Genomic DNA, 17526 nt, shown 5'->3' on the forward strand with positions numbered 1-17526 from the left:
CTTGGGTAGAATAATTCCGATTACGTAGTAAGCGATGGTTGTTGTTCATCACACTAAGCCTAGCTTGGCAATATAAGCCAGCGATGACAAATCATCACTCTACCTGCTTTATACCTATTATTAGCATTTTGCGCTAAAAATATTCTCACACAATAGCACTATTAATAACTCATTCCATTAGAACCCCATATAATCAAATAAAAATTCATCGAGACAAAAAACACAGGACCCATAGAGCCCTGCACTTTTTTATTAAATTTCCTAACTATGAACAGCACCCCAGTCTCGTTCTACAAACCACTTTGCCTCCCAAGTAACAAACTCCTCTGGATCAAAACTATCAGCCAAGAATTCCATGTCTTTTATTTGATCAGGCAACAAAGACAAAACATGATTCTTCTTATCACTTTCATAATCCCACAAGTGATATCTATCCGATTTATCGTTTGCACGACGGCTAGGACCGAAATCCATTGGCGCACAAAGGCGAACCAAATCTCTACCATCTTCTTTCGAGTAAAAAGTGAGACGTATCTTCTTCAAATTCCTGATAGCGGAAATAAACTGCTCTTTGTACATAAAACTGCCTCCTTGGCATCATTGATTTAAGTTGTAAATTTTATCAATCATTTTGGGCTACTATTTCGTTACCAATTTGACCGAATTTCAAATTCCTATCGAAAGTTAATCGCTGCAAGCTACTAGTTTCGACCAGTAACAGCCTGCACCCGGAAATTTTTAAGGCGCGTCTCGAAGATGATCCAAGTATGGGCTGCACAAGTTGATGAACGTAGATTTCCAATCATTAGGCAAATCAACAAATTCCTCCCCCCAATTATCTTGTATATGTTGATGGGCCCTGTATGGTTTTTCGTTACTTGGTGCATCATAACCCAACAAATCCTCAATGCACTCATCGATCATAATTCGCCTATCTTCTCCTGTCTGAGCCAAAATCGGAGCATTCATTGCTTCCGCACGCTCTGTCCCAGTATCACGGTCGTGCATAAACATGTAGTTTACATCTAAGGCATTCAAATATTTTGCAATTGATATAAGCACTGCTTTTCCTCTGGCTCTCAGAAATTCGCAATTTCCTATAACTCTTGCCTTATCTTCATGAGACAACCTCTTTATTGTTTCGCGTACGACTACTTCTTCCGTATCACCTTCAAAAAATACACATTTCTTTGAGAAGAACATCCTTGATATATAGTCATCGACTTTCAAAAGCATTTTCAAGTTATGCTTTTCATCTTCGACAAGCGTTAAGAAAGCTTCTTCTAGGTTAAAAGTATTTGCGGTCGAAAAGTTGTCTTCAGTAAAACTAAATTTCGTGAGACTCATGCTTTTCTCAGATCCAAGATTAACCATATAAGGCGAATGTGTAGTCGCGATAATCTGACAATTTGGGCCTGCTAAATCATATAATGAGTCCCGCATTTGATTTGCCGCCGAAGGGTGTAAATATATTTCAGGCTCTTCAAAGCAAAATATGGTTGCTCTAGGGTTGTCGGTGTTTCTATTTATAAAATCTTGAACAAATCTCAAGAGCTGAAAAGCTGTTGCCCTGATCATTCCGTGACCCTGATAGTTCACAGCAGTTTTTACATTACTCTCCATCTCTACCTTAAATTGAGGTTTAATAGATTTATCTGGCACATCAAGTGTCGCACTAACATGTACAGCCGAGTCAGGAAAAAGAGTATCCACCATTCCATTAAGGTCACTAATTAATTGGCCAAAATCAGTTGTTTCATCATTTGGATTAAGCTCAGCGGCCAGATTATTTAGAAAAGCCTGTGCTTGAAAATAGTTTTCGGAGTTGCTTCTAACTTGATCGAATAACCCTCCCAACAAAGTAAATAATGCTCCTCCCGGGCTGGTAAGTTCGGAAATACAAGATTCTGCAGGTATAACAACAATAATGGGTAACTTTGATAAGACATTACCTGGAATACCACCTGGGTTTTCCACCCAACTAGCTTCTTCTTCCACTTGAACATCCCAGCATTCGGGCAAATCTAATAGCTTCGATTTAGTTGCAGCTATTGTCAGATTTTTATCAAAGTTCGCCTCTCCAAAATGTTCTTTCAGAAATACTTCCGAATAATGTTCTCCAACGAGATCTGATACCTTTCTGCATTCAGCGTACAATGCACTCCTAGTTCTAGGATACTCCTTCATAAAAATTTTTGGTTTGCTTTGATTAAGAGACCAAACCTTTTTGTATACGATAGAATTTCCAGTCTCACCATCTAGCTGATCTTGAGATGATATTACTCTTCCTTTAAACCCAATCCAGCTGTGAGCAGTATCAGGTAAATTGTGATACTCCGCTACAATTTCAACCTCATCTTCGTAGGTATAGCTCTCTTCATCTTCGTTATACTCCTTGGAATAGTCTTCTCTGTCTAGATTAGAGTTTTTATGAAAATGCTCTAACGCGGAAAAGACACTAGACTTTCCTGCATTATTCGGCCCAATAAGAAAGGTCGTGTCTCTAAATTTTATGTGACAATTTTTGAGCTTTCTAAAATTATTTATATGGATCTCATGCAGTCTCATTAAACATCCTTATTCGAGTCTTAGCCTTAAAGTTTTAATTGTGCGCGTGTATTTACACGGAACACCGGCGCTTTGAACATCCTCACGACCAACTGAATTCGCTGCTGGAATCTCCACTCAATAACACCGTATTCCCTTAAAAATGCACATGCCTTTTATATCTGGCGACGAAGCTTGGTTATCACCATTGATATAATCAACAACAACTTCATTCTCTTACATTTCGTACGGCGATACCAGAACAAACACCCACAAAAAAACCCGACTTGAAAAAGCCGGGTTTTTATAAAAGCTAAGTAGTTAGCTTAGGTATTGATGAGCGATGATTACATCATGCCGCCCATGCCACCCATACCGCCCATGCCACCCATATCAGGCATTGCAGGAGCGTCGCCCGCTGGCAGTTCAGCAACCATTGCTTCGGTAGTGATCATCAGACCAGCGATAGAAGCAGCTGCTTGCAGAGAAGAACGGGTTACTTTAGCCGGGTCCAGGATACCCATTTCGATCATGTCGCCGTACTCACCGGTACCCGCGTTGAAACCGAAGGAACCTTCGCCTGCTTTCACTTTGTCGACAACTACAGAACCTTCTGCACCCGCGTTTTCAGCGATCTGACGGATTGGGGCTTCCATCGCACGCAGTGCCAGGGTGATACCTACGTTCTGGTCTTCGTTGTCCCCATTCACTTCTACAGAAGCCAGAGCGCGAACCAGAGCAACACCACCACCAGCAACAACACCTTCTTCTACGGCGGCGCGAGTTGCGTGCAGAGCGTCATCAACGCGGTCTTTTTTCTCTTTCATTTCAACTTCAGAACCAGCACCAACCTTGATCACGGCAACACCGCCGGCCAGCTTAGCAACACGTTCCTGCAGTTTTTCTTTGTCGTAGTCAGAGGTTGAGGCTTCCATCTCAGCACGGATCTGTTCAACACGTGCGTTAACGTCAGCTTCGTTACCAGCGCCATCTACGATGACGGTGTTTTCTTTGCTGATCACAACTTTCTTAGCCGTACCCAGCATTTCCAGAGAAGTGGTTTCCAGAGACATACCTACTTCTTCAGAAATTACCTGAGCGCCAGTCAGAATTGCGATGTCTTGCAGCATGGCTTTGCGACGATCGCCGAAACCAGGCGCTTTAACAGCAGCAACTTTGAACGTACCACGCAGGTTGTTGACAACCAGAGTGGCCAGTGCCTGACCTTCAACGTCTTCTGCAACGATCAGCAGTGGACGACCGGCTTTAGCAACACCTTCCAGTACCGGAATCAGTTCCTGCAGGTTGTCTACTTTCTTATCAACCAGTAACAGCAGCGGGTTTTCCAGCTCTGTGATCATTTTTTCCTGATTGTTTACGAAGTATGGAGACAGGTAACCGCGGTCGAACTGCATACCTTCAACCACGTCCAGCTCGTCTTCCAGACCTTTACCTTCTTCAACGGTGATAACACCTTCCTGACCTACTTTTTCCATCGCTTCGGCGATGATGCGGCCAACAGTTTCATCAGCGTTTGCAGAGATAGTACCTACCTGAGCGATCGCTTTAGAATCAGTACAAGGCTGAGCTTGTGCCTTCAGAGACTCAACCACCGCAGCAGTCGCTTTGTCGATGCCGCGCTTCAGGTCCATTGGATTCATGCCAGCGGCAACCGATTTCAGACCTTCGTTAACGATGGACTGAGCCAGTACGGTTGCAGTAGTGGTACCGTCACCCGCCTGATCGTTGGCCTGAGAGGCTACTTCTTTAACCATTTGTGCACCCATGTTTTCGAACTTGTCTTCCAGTTCGATTTCACGTGCTACGGATACACCATCTTTAGTGATGGTCGGAGCGCCAAAAGACTTCTCCAGAACCACGTTGCGGCCCTTAGGACCCAGAGTTACTTTTACAGCGTCAGCCAGAACGTTTACGCCGTTCAACATGGCAACGCGGCCATCATTACCAAATTTAACTTCTTTAGCAGCCATGAGACTTTCCTTTCTAATTCGTATGTATTCAGTTAGGTGCAGATACTAAAACGGAAGAATCAGTCTTCCAGTACACCGTAAATTTCGTTTTCGCTCAGAATCAGTAACTCTTCGCCATCAACGTCGATGGTGTTCGAACCGGAGTATTTTCCGAATACTACAACGTCGCCTTCTTTAACTGCTAACGGACTGGTGTCGCCGTTATCCAGAACTCGACCGTTACCGACAGCAACCACTACACCCTGGTTAGGTTTTTCAGCGGCAGCGCCTGGCAGGATGATGCCACCTGCAGTTGCTTGCTCTTCTTCCTTGCGACGTACAACGACGCGATCGTGTAAAGGACGGATTTTCATTTGAAGCTTTCTCCAACATTCAATTAACAGGCCCGGCGGAATACGTTCGCCGCAAGGCAATATTTATAGTTCAATTTCGTAGATAGGGTTAGATAAAACGATTTCAACAGCTAAATATGAAATTTTTTAGATTTTCGCTGGCAAAGGTGAATATTCGCTCAACCGCTGTTGAAGTTTTGATCAGTATTCACAATCAACCGAGCCACGGAGGCTGGCTGCTCACTCACTCTTCGCGTTTGTAATCGCCTTCGATAACGTTCTTCGGTCCATCGTTGCGATGAACGCTGCCCTGGGAGGATGTTTGACCCGGTGGCTGATGATGCTGAGCGGAACGCCCTCCCATATGTCCGAAGCCGCCCATCATTTTCGGTTTCATCATTTTCATCACTGAACCCGCCATAGCCATACGCACACCTGGAGTCAGCAACGCGAAGCCAAAGGCATCGGTTAAGAATCCCGGGGTCAGCAGCAGGGCACCGGATAATGCCAGCAAGAACCCTTCCGCCAGTTCTTTGGCTGGGATACCGCCTTCAGCAAGACGTTGCTGGGCACGCATCAGGGTCGATAATCCTTGCAGTTTCAGCAGCCGCACGCCAATGATGGCGGTAATGAAAATCAGCGCCAGGGTCCACAATATGCCGATGTGCGAGCCAACCTGAATCAGGACAGCCAGCTCAATCATAGGAATGATAATAAAGATCAATAAAAGAGGCACGACGCTCTCCGCTTGTTGAGATAGATTACTTAAATCGATGGTTTCTATATGGAGACGGCCATAGAGATTTCAACCAATGGCCGCCTATCCGGTCACAATTCCTGACAGAGCAATTTTGTACAATCAGTGATACTGAACCGCCATTAAGGTAAAGGTCATCTCAGAAGCTGCCCAGACAAACGACGTTCAAAATGAAACACGAATCCGGCAAACAACAGAAAGAATTCGCGCACTATCGCAACAGCGATGTGATGGGTGGCGTTGAGCTGTTGCAGGCACGGTTCGAAAATCACACTTTCTCACGCCACAGCCATGAAGGTTACACCATTGGTGTGATTGAAGACGGTGCCCAGGGTTTCTACCGCACCGGTGATAATCATGTCGCGCCGGCCGGCACCATCATTCTGGTAAACGCCGACGAGGTACACAGCGGTCATTCAGAAACTCAGGGCGGCTGGGCGTATCGAGCGATGTATCCGACGCCAGAGCAGCTCGTTCAGTTAAACACCGATCTGAATCAGTCCTCGGGTACCCGAGGTGCGCCCTACTTTCCTAATGCCGTCATACAAGACCCGGAAGTCGCCCGCGATTTGTATCAGCTGCTGACCCTCGACCCAATCACCAACAGCCGCTTAGCGCAGGAAACCGTGTTGTATGAAGCGCTGCGCAAATTGTTGTTGCGCCACAGCAAAACCCGCCCCAGCGAATCCAGTGCCGGGCATTACTCCCGGCCAATACCAGGCAGCGTTCTGATTTTCTCAATCTTTCTTGACGGCAAATCTGTTTCAGGATCATAATTGTTATATTATAACATTTCTGAAATTTGGATGGTTCATGTCTGACTCCAATCACGTCGTCGCCACCGACACCCCTTCAACCTCGATCAAAGATTCGTTCGGTGTTATTTGCTCCAGCTTGTGTCTGGCACATTGTCTGCTGCTGCCTATGGTGCTGGCGACTGGTGCATTGGGTACTGCGGGTGCGCTGTTGGCCAGTGAACAAACGCACCTGATGCTGCTGGTTCCGGTCGTACTGTTAGCTCTGATGAGTTTTCCAGCCAGCTATCGCCGTCATGGCAGTGTGTTGCCAAGCGCTCTGGCATTGGCCGGACTGACGGGGCTGACACTGGCACTGTTATTGGGGGAGGCAACCGAAACGCTGCTGACATCGATTGGTGCCGGTTTATTGATCATTGCCCACCTGAGAAACAGGAAACTGCTGAATGGCTAGTACTGCGATGGCCTGTAACGTGGCCAACAATCTGAAAGGTGATACTCCCGAAGTATTACCGCTGATTTATCAGGACGGTGTTAATCTGATTCAGTGGCAGCGTGCAGAACGCGCTGCAACACGTGAATACGCGCAATACTTAACATCGAACAGCAGCCATTTCTCGGTGTTTAAAAGTCGGTTGGAGCCAGACTCTGCCGCCGCTATTTTGCAGAAAGAACTGCCGGATCATGGCTATAAACAAGACTTTATCGATGATGCAGTCCTGCTGGTTGACATGTTCTGCACCCTGTTCGAGTTACCAGCTGCATTAGCACGCGTATCGGTACTGGACTCAGCTATGTGTCCGAAGTTTCATACCGATAAGGTACCTTGCCGTCTGGTGACCAGTTTTTGCGGTGCTGGCACTGAGTGGCTGGAGAATCATCAGGTTCGTCGACATAAAATGGGCCACAACACGCAGGGAAAATCGGATAAAGATGCGGGTGTATTCATTCATCAGCGATTTATTCAGCAGGTGGGTACACAAGACGTGGTGTTACTCAAAGGTGAATCCTGGGAAGGTAACGAAAACAACGGTGCGGTTCACCGCTCTCCAATGCCAGTTGCTGGCGAAAACCGCTTATTAATGACTCTGGATTTTTCCGACTGATATGAAGCCTTCAATAATTCTTGCCAGCCAACTACTTACTGCAATGACTGTATTGCTTTGCAACCCGCTACATGCAGAAGTCCATCAACACGATGCTCACGTGCATGGCGAAGCGACATTAAATCTGGTGATCGATAACACCGAGCTGCTGTTGGAACTGGAAAGCCCGGCCGCTAATCTCCTGGGTTTTGAACACGCGCCCAAAAATAAGGCCCAGCAACAGCAACTGGACAAAACCAAGTCGCTGTTATCCAAGGTCGATTCGCTGATCACCACAACGGGTCTGAAATGTCAGTTGGTCTCTGCTGAGATTGAAATGCCTTACACAGACCACAATCATGGTCACAAACATCATGAGCATCAACATGATCATGGGCACAGCGATGAACATCCCAAATCAGAAACATCTGACCACAGTGAAATTCATGCGCAATATAGCCTTAGCTGTGACATCCAAAATACCATCAAACAAATGAATGTTTCGTTATTCAAACATTTTCCTGGTTTAGAGAAACTGCAAGTAATGTGGATTAATGGCAACCAGCAAGGCATCGCTAACCTGACACCAAATAACTCTGCGCTGCTACTCAATCAATAATATAGAAATATGAGCAAATCATTTTTTAAAGATATCGAACTCTCTGAGTGCGGTAGGCGCTTCGCTGCGGCCGATATTCTGAATCAACTGACATTTAATGAGCAGGGTCTGATTCCGGCCATTGCTCAGGACGCTACCACTGGCCAGGTGCTAATGATGGCGTGGATGAACAGTGAGTCACTGAATTATTCGTTAACGAATGGAGTAATGACGTACTGGTCACGCTCACGAAATACCCTGTGGAGAAAAGGCGAATCCAGCGGTCACTGGCAGCATATTGTATCGATGCAGGTAGATTGTGATGGCGACGCCCTGCTATTCCGGGTAAATCAGGCAGGGGCTGCTTGCCACACAGGTCGTCGCCATTGTTTTTATTTCTCGCTGGATGCCGAAACCAATGAGTTTTTAATTACGTCAAATCCTGATAATTCCATTTAATCCAGATTTAAAGAGTACGGGGTAATCTATGCAAACCACTGCGTCTGCCATACTGATAAAGCATGCCACACTCGTTAACGAAGGCGTAATAAAAGAACAGGATGTTCGCATTACAAACCAGCGGATCGAGTTAATCGCTGATCATATTTCTGCCGCTCCTGACGATACCATAATTGATGCCAGTGGCCTTTATTTACTGCCTGGAATGATCGACGACCAGGTACACTTTCGTGAGCCGGGAATGCCCGGTAAAGGAACCATTCGCTCTGAGTCCCGCGCTGCGGTTGCCGGTGGCATTACCAGTTACATGGAAATGCCAAATGTGATCCCAGCCACGACTAACCAGGCGGCACTGCAGCAAAAACTGGATATTGCCAGCCAGAACTCACTGGCTAATTATTCGTTTTATCTCGGCGCTACCAACGATAATATTGAAGATATCAAGAAAATTGATCCGACACAGGTATGCGGTGTGAAAGCGTTTATGGGCGCATCCACCGGTAGCCTGCTGGTGGACGATCCCAAAGCCCTTGAGGATGTATTTCGCTATTCACCGGTATTGATTGCCACCCACTGTGAGGACAATGCAACGGTTCAGGCAAACAGCCAAAAGCTGGAATTGGATTTACCTCCGGAGCAATGGCAACCGATCCATCATCCGCAAATTCGCGATCACGAAGCCTGCTATCGCTCTTCGTCACTGGCTGTCAGTCTGGCTAAAAAACACGAAGCCGATCTGCATGTATTGCATTTGACAACAGCAAAGGAAATGGCGCTTTTCTCTGCCGGACCACTCATCGATAAAAACGGTCAGCGTAAAAAAATAACGGCTGAAGCCTGTGTGCACCACTTATGGTTCTCTGATAAAGACTATGCCCGTCTGGGTAATAAGATTAAGTGTAACCCGGCAATAAAATCCGAGCAGGATCGCCAGACCCTACTAAAGGCAATTAATGATGATGTTATCGACATTATTGCTACCGATCATGCACCACACACACTGGAAGAAAAACAACAACCGTTTTACAAAGCTCCAGCGGGCTTACCCTTAGTGCAGCACGCGCTACTCACCTTGCTTGATCAGTACCACCGAGGCGTATTCAGCCTGGAAAAAGTGGTGGAAAAAGTCTGCCATAACCCGGCTATTCGTTATCAGGTAAAAGACCGTGGCTTTATACGCGAAGGCTACTTTGCTGACCTTGTATTGGTGGATCTCGATGGCCAAACCACGGTTGAGCAAACCAGCTTGCGGTATTTATGCCAGTGGTCTCCCTTCGCAGGACATACCTTCAGTGCCAGCATCCGATCGACCTTTGTGAACGGTAAGGAAGTCTATAGCAATGGCGATATAACCGAACCGTTTATTGCGGGTACTTCACCGGCATTGCCACTTGTTTTTCAACGCGCCAATTCATAACAGATATTCAATAACCACGGATAAGTGAATCAGTCATGTTAATAAATCGTGAAATAGCCGATACCACTAAAAAACTACCCGATGTCGCCAGTGCCCACGCAACACCAATCGCTCTGTCACTTAACTGGGTCGGTATGGACCAGATTGACCTGCCTCTTTCGGTCGTCACACGCGAACATGCAGACACTGATATCAGCACTTCCAACGTAGACGCCAGAGTAAACTGTTACGTCAGCCTGGATAATGAACAGGCCAAAGGCATTCATATGTCACGACTGTATCGATCGGTTAATCGCCACGCTCAGCAACAGGCATTTACTCCCCGAATTGCCCATGAACTGCTGAATGACATGATTGCCAGCCACCGTGATCTGAGTTGTGATGCCTACTTTAATATGTCGTTTAATCTGACATTGAACCGCCCTGCACTTCTGAGTGACAACTCTGGCTGGAAAAGTTATCCGGTAGAAATTATTTGTCGCCAACAGGAAGGTCACCATATCAGTGAACTTAAAATCACCGTGCCTTATTCCAGCACCTGTCCGTGTTCCGCCTCTCTGTCACGTCAGTTACTGGCGAACAAAATCCGTCAGCATTTTTCTGCAGAGAATGATTCGAGTAGCCGCAGTGACTCAAGTTCTAATCAGATCGACCTGGATCAATTAACCAGCTGGTTGCAAAGCAGCGAGGGCTCTGTGGCTACACCACACAGCCAACGCTCATATGCTTATATCAAAGTGCGTTTCCAACATGACGATTACTTCCCGATTGTTGAATTGATTGATGCCGTTGAAGACGCATTGAAGACCCCGGTACAAACAGCCGTAAAGCGGGAAGACGAACAGGAGTTTGCCCGATTAAATGGTGAAAATCTGATGTTCTGTGAGGATGCTGCCCGTCGGGTAAAACACACCCTGATGCAACACAGCAACATCGCTGATTATTGGTTAAAAGTAGAACACCAGGAAAGCCTGCATCCGCACAATGCTGTTGCGATTGCAGTGGCCGATCTTCCCGGTGGTTTTCATCCAAGCTCAGGCTTTTAAAAGAATCTTTAAGGAAATACGATGTTACGTAAAAATCCAAGCGGTCATTTCCCACAAGTCAGCGCCAGTGCCTATATCGATAAAACTGCCATTATTTGTGGCAATGTAATCATTGGTGATAACGTTTTCGTTGGACCTTACGCCGTCATTCGTGCTGATGAAGTGGACGAGAACGGAGACATGGAACCCATCGTTATTGGCAGCGATTCCAATATTCAGGATGGCGTCGTGATTCACTCTAAAGCTGGAGCAAGAGTAACCGTTGGTAGCCGCACGTCTATTGCTCACCGCTCAATCATCCACGGACCTTGTTCGGTGGGTGACAACGTATTCATCGGTTTTAACAGTGTGGTGTTCCGCACCGACATTGGTGATGGCTGCGTGGTTCGTCATAATTGCGTGGTAGACGGAACCGATATTCCCGCAGGTACTGTGATCCCTCCAGTGGTGCATATCGGGCCAGAATACGATTTGGCGACGCTGCCGCAAACGGACAAGTCGGCGAGTGATTTTTCAGAGTCGATTATTTCCGCAAACCATTATCTGGTGAAAGGCTATAAACAGCTGGCGAATGAATTTTGATCTTTAACACAGTTATAGCAACGTAAGTAATGTTTCACCAACCAGCTAGTCGTTGTAATAAGGCTCTACCCTATCAACCGTCATGGAATAAGCAGCCGTGGCGGTTTCGTTCTTTACCGCTTTGGTCGACATGGTTCCCTCAATCCAGAAGGCGTCCATCAGGGTATACAGTTCCACGCCCTGTTCCATTTTTCCGTAAACGATCTGATTCGGCGGTGGCGGGGGTAAATGCATACAGGCACCAAAAAATGGCACCAGAAAGAACTCGGTGACACGCTGTTGGTTAAATTCCAGCGGCACAATAAAGCCTGGCATACGAATTTTTTTGTTATTGTATTCCTGTTTCACTTTGCTGGAGGTGAGGGCTTTTTCATAAGGGGTCAATTCACGATCAGGGTCCATCGCCAACGCCAACTTGCTGGCGATTGCATCCGCCAGTCCACCTTCCTCACTACCTGTAATTTGCTCTGGTGGATTTTGCAGCGCTTTTAAATCCTCCTCGGGAATCAGATCAGGCCACTCCACGGGTTGGTAGTCAGCCAATACCGATGCGCTTAAACCGATAAAGAGTAATAAAACGATCGTCTGGCATATCAGACTTCTCTTCTGACGCCTCTCTGTACCTCTTTCCCGCCCAACTGCAGCGAACATGCGACTTACCTCAAAAACACCAATGTGTTATATCATAACAACCCATTGTTAAGAGTCTAGTGTGATGATCCAACTGACCGACTTGCAGTTTTCTTACCAACGTCAGCCGGTGCTTAATATTACTGATTGGCAGGTGGAACGCGGCGAACAATTGCTGTTATGTGGTGATTCGGGAAGTGGGAAATCGACCTTGCTGCATCTGTTGGCCGGACTCAACCAACCCGATAGCGGCCAAATACGCATAGCCGGGGAAGATGTGAACCGGATGTCAGCTCGTCACAGGGATCGATTCCGGGCGAAGCACATAGGCTTTATTTCACAGCGCCTGAATCTGATTCCGTATTTATCGGTAGTCGACAATGTGCTCCTGGCCGCCCGGTTAAGTGGTATAAAAACTCCGCGCTCAACACTCATCAGGCAAGCTCAGGAAAAACTTCAACAGGTCAACCTGGCTCCGGAGCTTCATCAGCAAAAATCAGAGAACCTGAGTATCGGTCAACAACAACGGGTAGCCATCGTACGCGCGATGATTCATCAGCCGGAACTAATTCTCGCTGACGAACCCACATCATCACTCGACCACAATAATCGGGATGTATTCATGGAATTATTAAACACCTTGTGTCACGAACAGCAAACAACGCTGGTGATGGTGAGTCACGATATGTCTCTGGCAACGAAATTCAGTAAAACCACCGCTCTGCACAGCATCAACTCGGTGGAGAAATAAGAATGTTCTGGCGTGTTGCTTTCTTCAGTTTATTACATCGCAGAGGCTCGGCCATTTTGACGTTGCTGGCGGTTGCCATCAGTGTTTTCTCCGTTACGGCGGTCGAACATTTACGCCATCAGGCCAAAGCTGGATTTTCTCAGACGGTTTCAGGGGTTGACTTAATTGTCGGTGCTCGTGGCGGTGAAATTAATCTGCTGCTGTATTCCGTTTTTTATATTGGTAATGCCAGTCGCAATATTTCTTATCAGAGCTTCGAAGAACTTCGCAGTTCGCGTGAAGTGAAGTGGGCAATTCCGCTATCCATGGGCGATTCGCACCGGGGTTTCCGGGTAGTGGGTACCGACCAGAATTTCTTCAGATATTTTCGCTATGGCCAGAAGCAACCGCTGCTATTTAATACTGGCGATGCATTTTCAAACGCCCGCAGTGTTGTTATCGGCGCCGCAGTCGCTCAACGACTTAACTACAGAATCGGCGATAAAATCACCATTGCTCACGGTACCGGACGCCAAAGCTTCCAACAACATGACCAATACCCTTTTGAAGTTGTTGGTATCTTAGAAACTACCGGTACGCCTGTGGACCAGGTATTGTATGTGAGCCTTGCTGGCCTGGAGGCGGTTCATAAACCCGGCATAACACCTGCCGGTGCCGAGCTACTCAAACCAGAAAGTATTACGGCAACACTGGTTGGGCTGAAATCGCGACTAAAAACCTTCCACTTGCAACGCAAGATTAATCAGTCACAACCTGAACCATTGATGGCCATCTTGCCGGGTGTATCACTGAGCCAGCTTTGGGAAAGTATGAATATGATGGAAAATACATTAAGAGTGATTTCCTGGCTGATACTCAGCGCCGCATTGATGGGCCTGAGTGCCACCTTGCTTGCATCAATGCGCGAACGTCAAAAAGAACTCGCTGTATTTCGTACATTGGGTGCAAGGCCGTGGTTTATTTTTGCGCTGATTCAGGCCGAGACTCTGTTGATAACACTCACTGCGATCATGATGGCACTGATCAGTTTCAGTTTGATATTAAGTGGTGCTCAGGATCTGATCAGCAGCCGTTTTGGTATCAGTATCGATCCGAATTTTCTTACTCTGGAAATCGGAAAAGTACTGGCTATCATTTTGATCGCCAGCCAGTTAGTCAGCTTCTATCCGGGTTATAAGGCGTATCGTTTGTCGCTGAATTAGTATAAATAGCTCATTACAACAAGATCGAGCGGACAAAAAAGCCAGCATTGAGCTGGCTTTTTATGACATACCGGTTGAAATCTGAATTAACGGTGTTTATCGCGAATCACCAACAGCCTCAACTCGGTCATATCTTCCATCGCAAACTTAATCCCTTCCCGTCCGACGCCAGAATCTTTCACGCCGCCATACGGCATATTATCAACCCGCCAACTTGGTACATCACCAATCACCACGCCGCCGACTTCCAACTCGTCCCAGGCCTTCTGGATTTTGTAGATATCTTTGGTAAAGATCCCCGCCTGCAGACCAAATTTACTGTTGTTGACCTGAGCTAAAGCGTCATCAAAGTCCGAGAACGAAGACAAAATGGCCGCCGGACCAAACGCTTCTTCGGTGTTTAATTGGGCATTTTCCGGGACGTTTTCCAGCACCGTCGCCTCGAGCATGGCGCCCTCCTGATTGCCACCCACCAGAAGGTTACCACCCAACTGTTGTGCTTCATCAATCCATCCTTTCAGACGATTAGCTTCCGACAACGAAATCATCGGACCAATAAAGGTTTCTTCGTCTTTAGGGTCGCCCATCTTCAGCTCACCAACTTTACGAATGAACTCAGTTTTAAACCGTTCGTATAACGACTCATGCACCATAATACGCTGCACACCGATACAGCTCTGACCAGACTGATAAAAGGCACCAAAAATAATGCGCTCAATGGCATCCGTTAAATCACCGCTTTCAGCAGACGTATCTTCATCGACGATACAGGCGGCATTGCCACCCAGCTCCAGCACCACCGGCTTTTTGCCCGCACGGGCTTTTAAGTCCCAACCAACATCCGGTGATCCGGTAAAACTCAATAGTTTTAACCGATCGTCAGTAGTGAATAAATCCGCGCCGTCACGGGAGCACGGCAGAATCGAAAACGCACCTTCCGGCAAATCGGTTTCCGCCAGAATTTCACCGATGATTAATGCACCAATGGGGGTACGGCTGGCTGGTTTCAGAACAAACGGACAACCCACGGCTAACGCCGGAGCCACCTTGTGTGCCGCCAGATTTAATGGGAAATTAAATGGCGAAATAAAAGAGCACGGACCAATCGGTACACGCTTGTACATACCGGAATAACCACGGGCGCGCGGTGCCACTTCCAGGTTCATCACTTCGCCATTCATACGTACAGATTCTTCTGCCGCCACCCGGAAAGTGTCGATTAAACGCCCTACCTCACCACGAGCGTCTTTGATTGGCTTGCCTGCTTCAACACACAAAGCCTGTGCCATTTCTTCAAAACGTTCTTCAAAACGTTTGACGCAGTGATTCAGAATAGCCTGACGCTCATAGGGTGCCATTTTACGCAGTGCGTCCTGACTGGCATCCGCTGCGGCAATGGCTTTATCAATCATGGCTACATCGGCCAGCGCCACCCGGGTGGCAACTTCACCGGAATATTTATCGGTCACTTCCAGATCTTCGTTGGCAAACACCGCTTTATTGGCCAGATAATAAGGGTAACTTTTCGCTAACATGGTTTATTCCTCCCTTAACCAAATAATGGCTTACACTTTTGCGCTTAGTGCGCGCAATTGGTTATTCAGAATTTCATCGTTTTCGCTGTAGTCGATTGGAATATCAATCAGGTGTACCGCGTGTTCCTGCATACATTTTTCCAACAACGGTAATAACTGATCCGCCGCTTCTACCCGGTGGCCTTTACCGCCATAGGCTTCGACGTATTTGACGTAATCCGGATTGCCATAATCGAGACCAAAATCGTCAAACTTCATATTGGCCTGCTTCCACTTAATCATGCCGTAAGCATCATCCCGCAGAATCAGAATAATCAGGTGCTGATTTAACCGTACCGCCGTTTCCAGCTCCTGGCTGTTCATCATAAAGCCACCGTCACCACAAATGGCGATGACTGGACGGTCGGGATAAACCAACTTTGATGCCATCGCTGATGGTAAACCAGCTCCCATGGTGGCCAGTGCGTTATCCAGCAGAACGGTGTTGGATTTTTTCGCCTTATAGTTACGGGCAAACCAGATTTTATAAACACCGTTATCCAGCGCAATAATGCCATCATCAGGCATTGCCTTACGTACGTCCGCGACCAGACGCTGCGGATACATCGGGAAACGATCGTCTTCACAACCGCGTGGCAGTTCTTTCTCTTCCGCCTTTTTCACCTTATCGAAATAGCTGAAATCCCAATGCTTCTGCGACTGTAATTTGTCTTTAATCGCCCAGATACTGTTAGCAATATCACCAACCACTTCCACCTGAGGGAAATACACCGGGTCGACTTCGGCGGCGTTGTAATTAATATGAATAACTTTTTTATCGTTATCGCGCATAAAGAATGGCGGCTTCTCCACCACATCGTGACCAACATTAATAATCAGATCAGCATGGGCAATGGCGCGGTGAACGAAGTCGCCATCAGATAAAGTCGTGTTGCCGAGGAACAGGTCTTTGGTTTCATCCACCACCCCTTTACCCATTTGTGTTGTCACGAACGGAATGCCAAAGTCGTCTACCAGCTCAGTCAGCATAGAACTCGACATCTTCCGATTGGCACCAGCGCCAATCAGCAGCAATGGCGACTTGGCCAGTTCGATCATATCGACCGCATGTTTGATCGATTTTTCTTCCGCCACCGGACGACGCATCGAACTTTCGGGAATCAGGTTTGGTGAGGTTTCTTCATCAGCGATATCTTCCGGCAACTCCAAATGCACTGCTCCCGGACGCTCGGCACTGGCAATACGGAAGGCCTCGCGCACCTGGGAAGCGATACGTTCGCCGCTGACAATTTGCGCCGTGTATTTGGTGATTGGTCGCATCATGTCGACCACATCAAGCACCTGGAAACGGCCCTGCTTGCTGGCTTTAATTGGCTTCTGACCGGTGATCATCAGCATCGGCATCGCGCCCAGCTGAGCATAAGCGGCCGCCGTCACAAAGTTGGTCGCCCCCGGACCCAGAGTTGACATGCAAACACCGACTTTTCCGGTTAAACGACCATAGGTCGCCGCCATAAAGCCTGCGGCCTGTTCATGCCGGGTAAGAATCAGCTTAATTGACGAGGTTCGCAGTGACTCCAGTAAATCGAGATTCTCTTCACCAGGAATACCAAAAATGTACTCCACGCCCTCCTGCTCCAGTGCTTTTACGAACAGATCCGATGCCTTCATAGCGCTATCCTGTTTGACTAAGTCAGTTAGTGTTGTGATTTTTAGTAAGAGTCCATAATGCCAGCCTGGTTCCCAAACGATAATGAAAGATGTTTATGACAGTGATTGGTCACATCTATGTCTAATGAACCAGCGTAGATGAGATTGATTAAAGTGCTTAATGAAGGC

At 47.1% G+C, this 17526-nt stretch carries 18 protein-coding genes; 10 read left to right on the forward strand and 8 right to left on the reverse strand.

Going from position 1 to position 17526, the window contains the following annotated elements:
* Window positions 1–261 precede the first annotated feature (261 nt).
* The 5 genes from MK185_00770 to MK185_00790 form a co-directional block, all read right to left on the reverse strand.
* Window positions 262–579, reverse strand: a complete 318-nt coding sequence (locus MK185_00770) for a hypothetical protein (protein MCH2039154.1) — start codon at window positions 577–579, stop codon at window positions 262–264.
* Between the two features lie 159 nt (window positions 580–738).
* Window positions 739–2568: an AAA family ATPase gene (locus MK185_00775; GenBank protein MCH2039155.1), complete on the reverse strand. Its 1830-nt coding sequence runs from the start codon at window positions 2566–2568 to the stop codon at window positions 739–741.
* Between the two features lie 326 nt (window positions 2569–2894).
* A complete protein-coding gene (groL, locus tag MK185_00780) occupies window positions 2895–4538 on the reverse strand; it encodes a chaperonin GroEL (protein MCH2039156.1) in 1644 nt (547 codons plus the stop codon).
* A 59-nt stretch (window positions 4539–4597) separates the two neighbouring features.
* Window positions 4598–4891, reverse strand: a complete 294-nt coding sequence (locus tag MK185_00785) for a co-chaperone GroES (GenBank protein MCH2039157.1) — start codon at window positions 4889–4891, stop codon at window positions 4598–4600.
* 223 nt (window positions 4892–5114) lie between these two features.
* Window positions 5115–5606: an FxsA family protein gene (locus tag MK185_00790; protein ID MCH2039158.1), complete on the reverse strand. Its 492-nt coding sequence runs from the start codon at window positions 5604–5606 to the stop codon at window positions 5115–5117.
* A gap of 191 nt (window positions 5607–5797) precedes the next feature.
* Between MK185_00790 and MK185_00795 the strand changes: the two genes are divergently transcribed.
* Genes MK185_00795 through MK185_00830 form a run of 8 tightly spaced genes read left to right on the forward strand, consistent with a single transcriptional unit; the run spans window position 5798 to window position 11569 of the window.
* On the forward strand, window positions 5798–6403 hold the full coding sequence (locus tag MK185_00795) for an AraC family ligand binding domain-containing protein (GenBank protein ID MCH2039159.1): 606 nt from the start codon (window positions 5798–5800) through the stop codon (window positions 6401–6403).
* Between the two features lie 37 nt (window positions 6404–6440).
* On the forward strand, window positions 6441–6836 hold the full coding sequence (locus tag MK185_00800; GenBank protein MCH2039160.1) for a MerC domain-containing protein: 396 nt from the start codon (window positions 6441–6443) through the stop codon (window positions 6834–6836).
* Window positions 6829–7488 carry a DUF1826 domain-containing protein gene (locus tag MK185_00805; protein ID MCH2039161.1) on the forward strand — a complete coding sequence of 220 codons (660 nt, stop codon included), beginning with the start codon at window positions 6829–6831 and terminating at the stop codon, window positions 7486–7488. The genes MK185_00800 and MK185_00805 overlap by 8 nt, the downstream gene beginning before the upstream one ends.
* 1 nt (window position 7489) lies before the next feature.
* Window positions 7490–8086 (forward strand): DUF2796 domain-containing protein, encoded by a 597-nt coding sequence (locus tag MK185_00810; protein ID MCH2039162.1) that lies wholly within the window; start codon window positions 7490–7492, stop codon window positions 8084–8086.
* Window positions 8087–8095: 9 nt separating this feature from the next.
* The gene (gene hisI / locus MK185_00815) at window positions 8096–8524 is read left to right on the forward strand and encodes a phosphoribosyl-AMP cyclohydrolase (GenBank protein ID MCH2039163.1); all 429 of its coding nucleotides are present in this window, start codon (window positions 8096–8098) and stop codon (window positions 8522–8524) included.
* Window positions 8525–8552: 28 nt separating this feature from the next.
* The gene (locus MK185_00820; protein MCH2039164.1) at window positions 8553–9941 is read left to right on the forward strand and encodes a dihydroorotase; all 1389 of its coding nucleotides are present in this window, start codon (window positions 8553–8555) and stop codon (window positions 9939–9941) included.
* Window positions 9942–9976: 35 nt separating this feature from the next.
* Complete coding sequence (gene folE2, locus MK185_00825; protein MCH2039165.1) at window positions 9977–10987, forward strand: GTP cyclohydrolase FolE2; 1011 nt, start codon at window positions 9977–9979, stop codon at window positions 10985–10987.
* Window positions 10988–11008: 21 nt separating this feature from the next.
* Window positions 11009–11569, forward strand: a complete 561-nt coding sequence (locus MK185_00830) for a carbonate dehydratase (protein ID MCH2039166.1) — start codon at window positions 11009–11011, stop codon at window positions 11567–11569.
* 45 nt (window positions 11570–11614) lie between these two features.
* On the opposite strand, the gene MK185_00835 is transcribed toward MK185_00830, so the two are convergent.
* Complete coding sequence (locus MK185_00835; protein MCH2039167.1) at window positions 11615–12220, reverse strand: DUF3299 domain-containing protein; 606 nt, start codon at window positions 12218–12220, stop codon at window positions 11615–11617.
* Between the two features lie 64 nt (window positions 12221–12284).
* On the opposite strand from MK185_00835, the gene MK185_00840 reads away from it, so the two are divergent.
* Both MK185_00840 and MK185_00845 read left to right on the forward strand, forming a co-directional pair.
* Window positions 12285–12950, forward strand: coding sequence for an ABC transporter ATP-binding protein (locus MK185_00840; protein MCH2039168.1), 666 nt, complete (start codon window positions 12285–12287; stop codon window positions 12948–12950).
* A 2-nt stretch (window positions 12951–12952) separates the two neighbouring features.
* Window positions 12953–14152 carry an ABC transporter permease gene (locus MK185_00845; protein MCH2039169.1) on the forward strand — a complete coding sequence of 400 codons (1200 nt, stop codon included), beginning with the start codon at window positions 12953–12955 and terminating at the stop codon, window positions 14150–14152.
* A gap of 86 nt (window positions 14153–14238) precedes the next feature.
* Here the strand turns inward: MK185_00845 and MK185_00850 are convergent, their stop codons facing one another.
* Both MK185_00850 and MK185_00855 read right to left on the reverse strand, forming a co-directional pair.
* Entirely contained in the window at window positions 14239–15687 is a 1449-nt protein-coding gene (locus MK185_00850) for an aldehyde dehydrogenase family protein (protein MCH2039170.1), read from the reverse strand.
* 30 nt (window positions 15688–15717) lie between these two features.
* Window positions 15718–17358, reverse strand: coding sequence for an acetolactate synthase large subunit (locus MK185_00855; protein ID MCH2039171.1), 1641 nt, complete (start codon window positions 17356–17358; stop codon window positions 15718–15720).
* Window positions 17359–17526 lie beyond the last annotated feature (168 nt).

It is taken from the genome of Saccharospirillaceae bacterium, assembly GCA_022448365.1.
Classification (GTDB): domain Bacteria; phylum Pseudomonadota; class Gammaproteobacteria; order Pseudomonadales; family Oceanobacteraceae; genus Bacterioplanoides.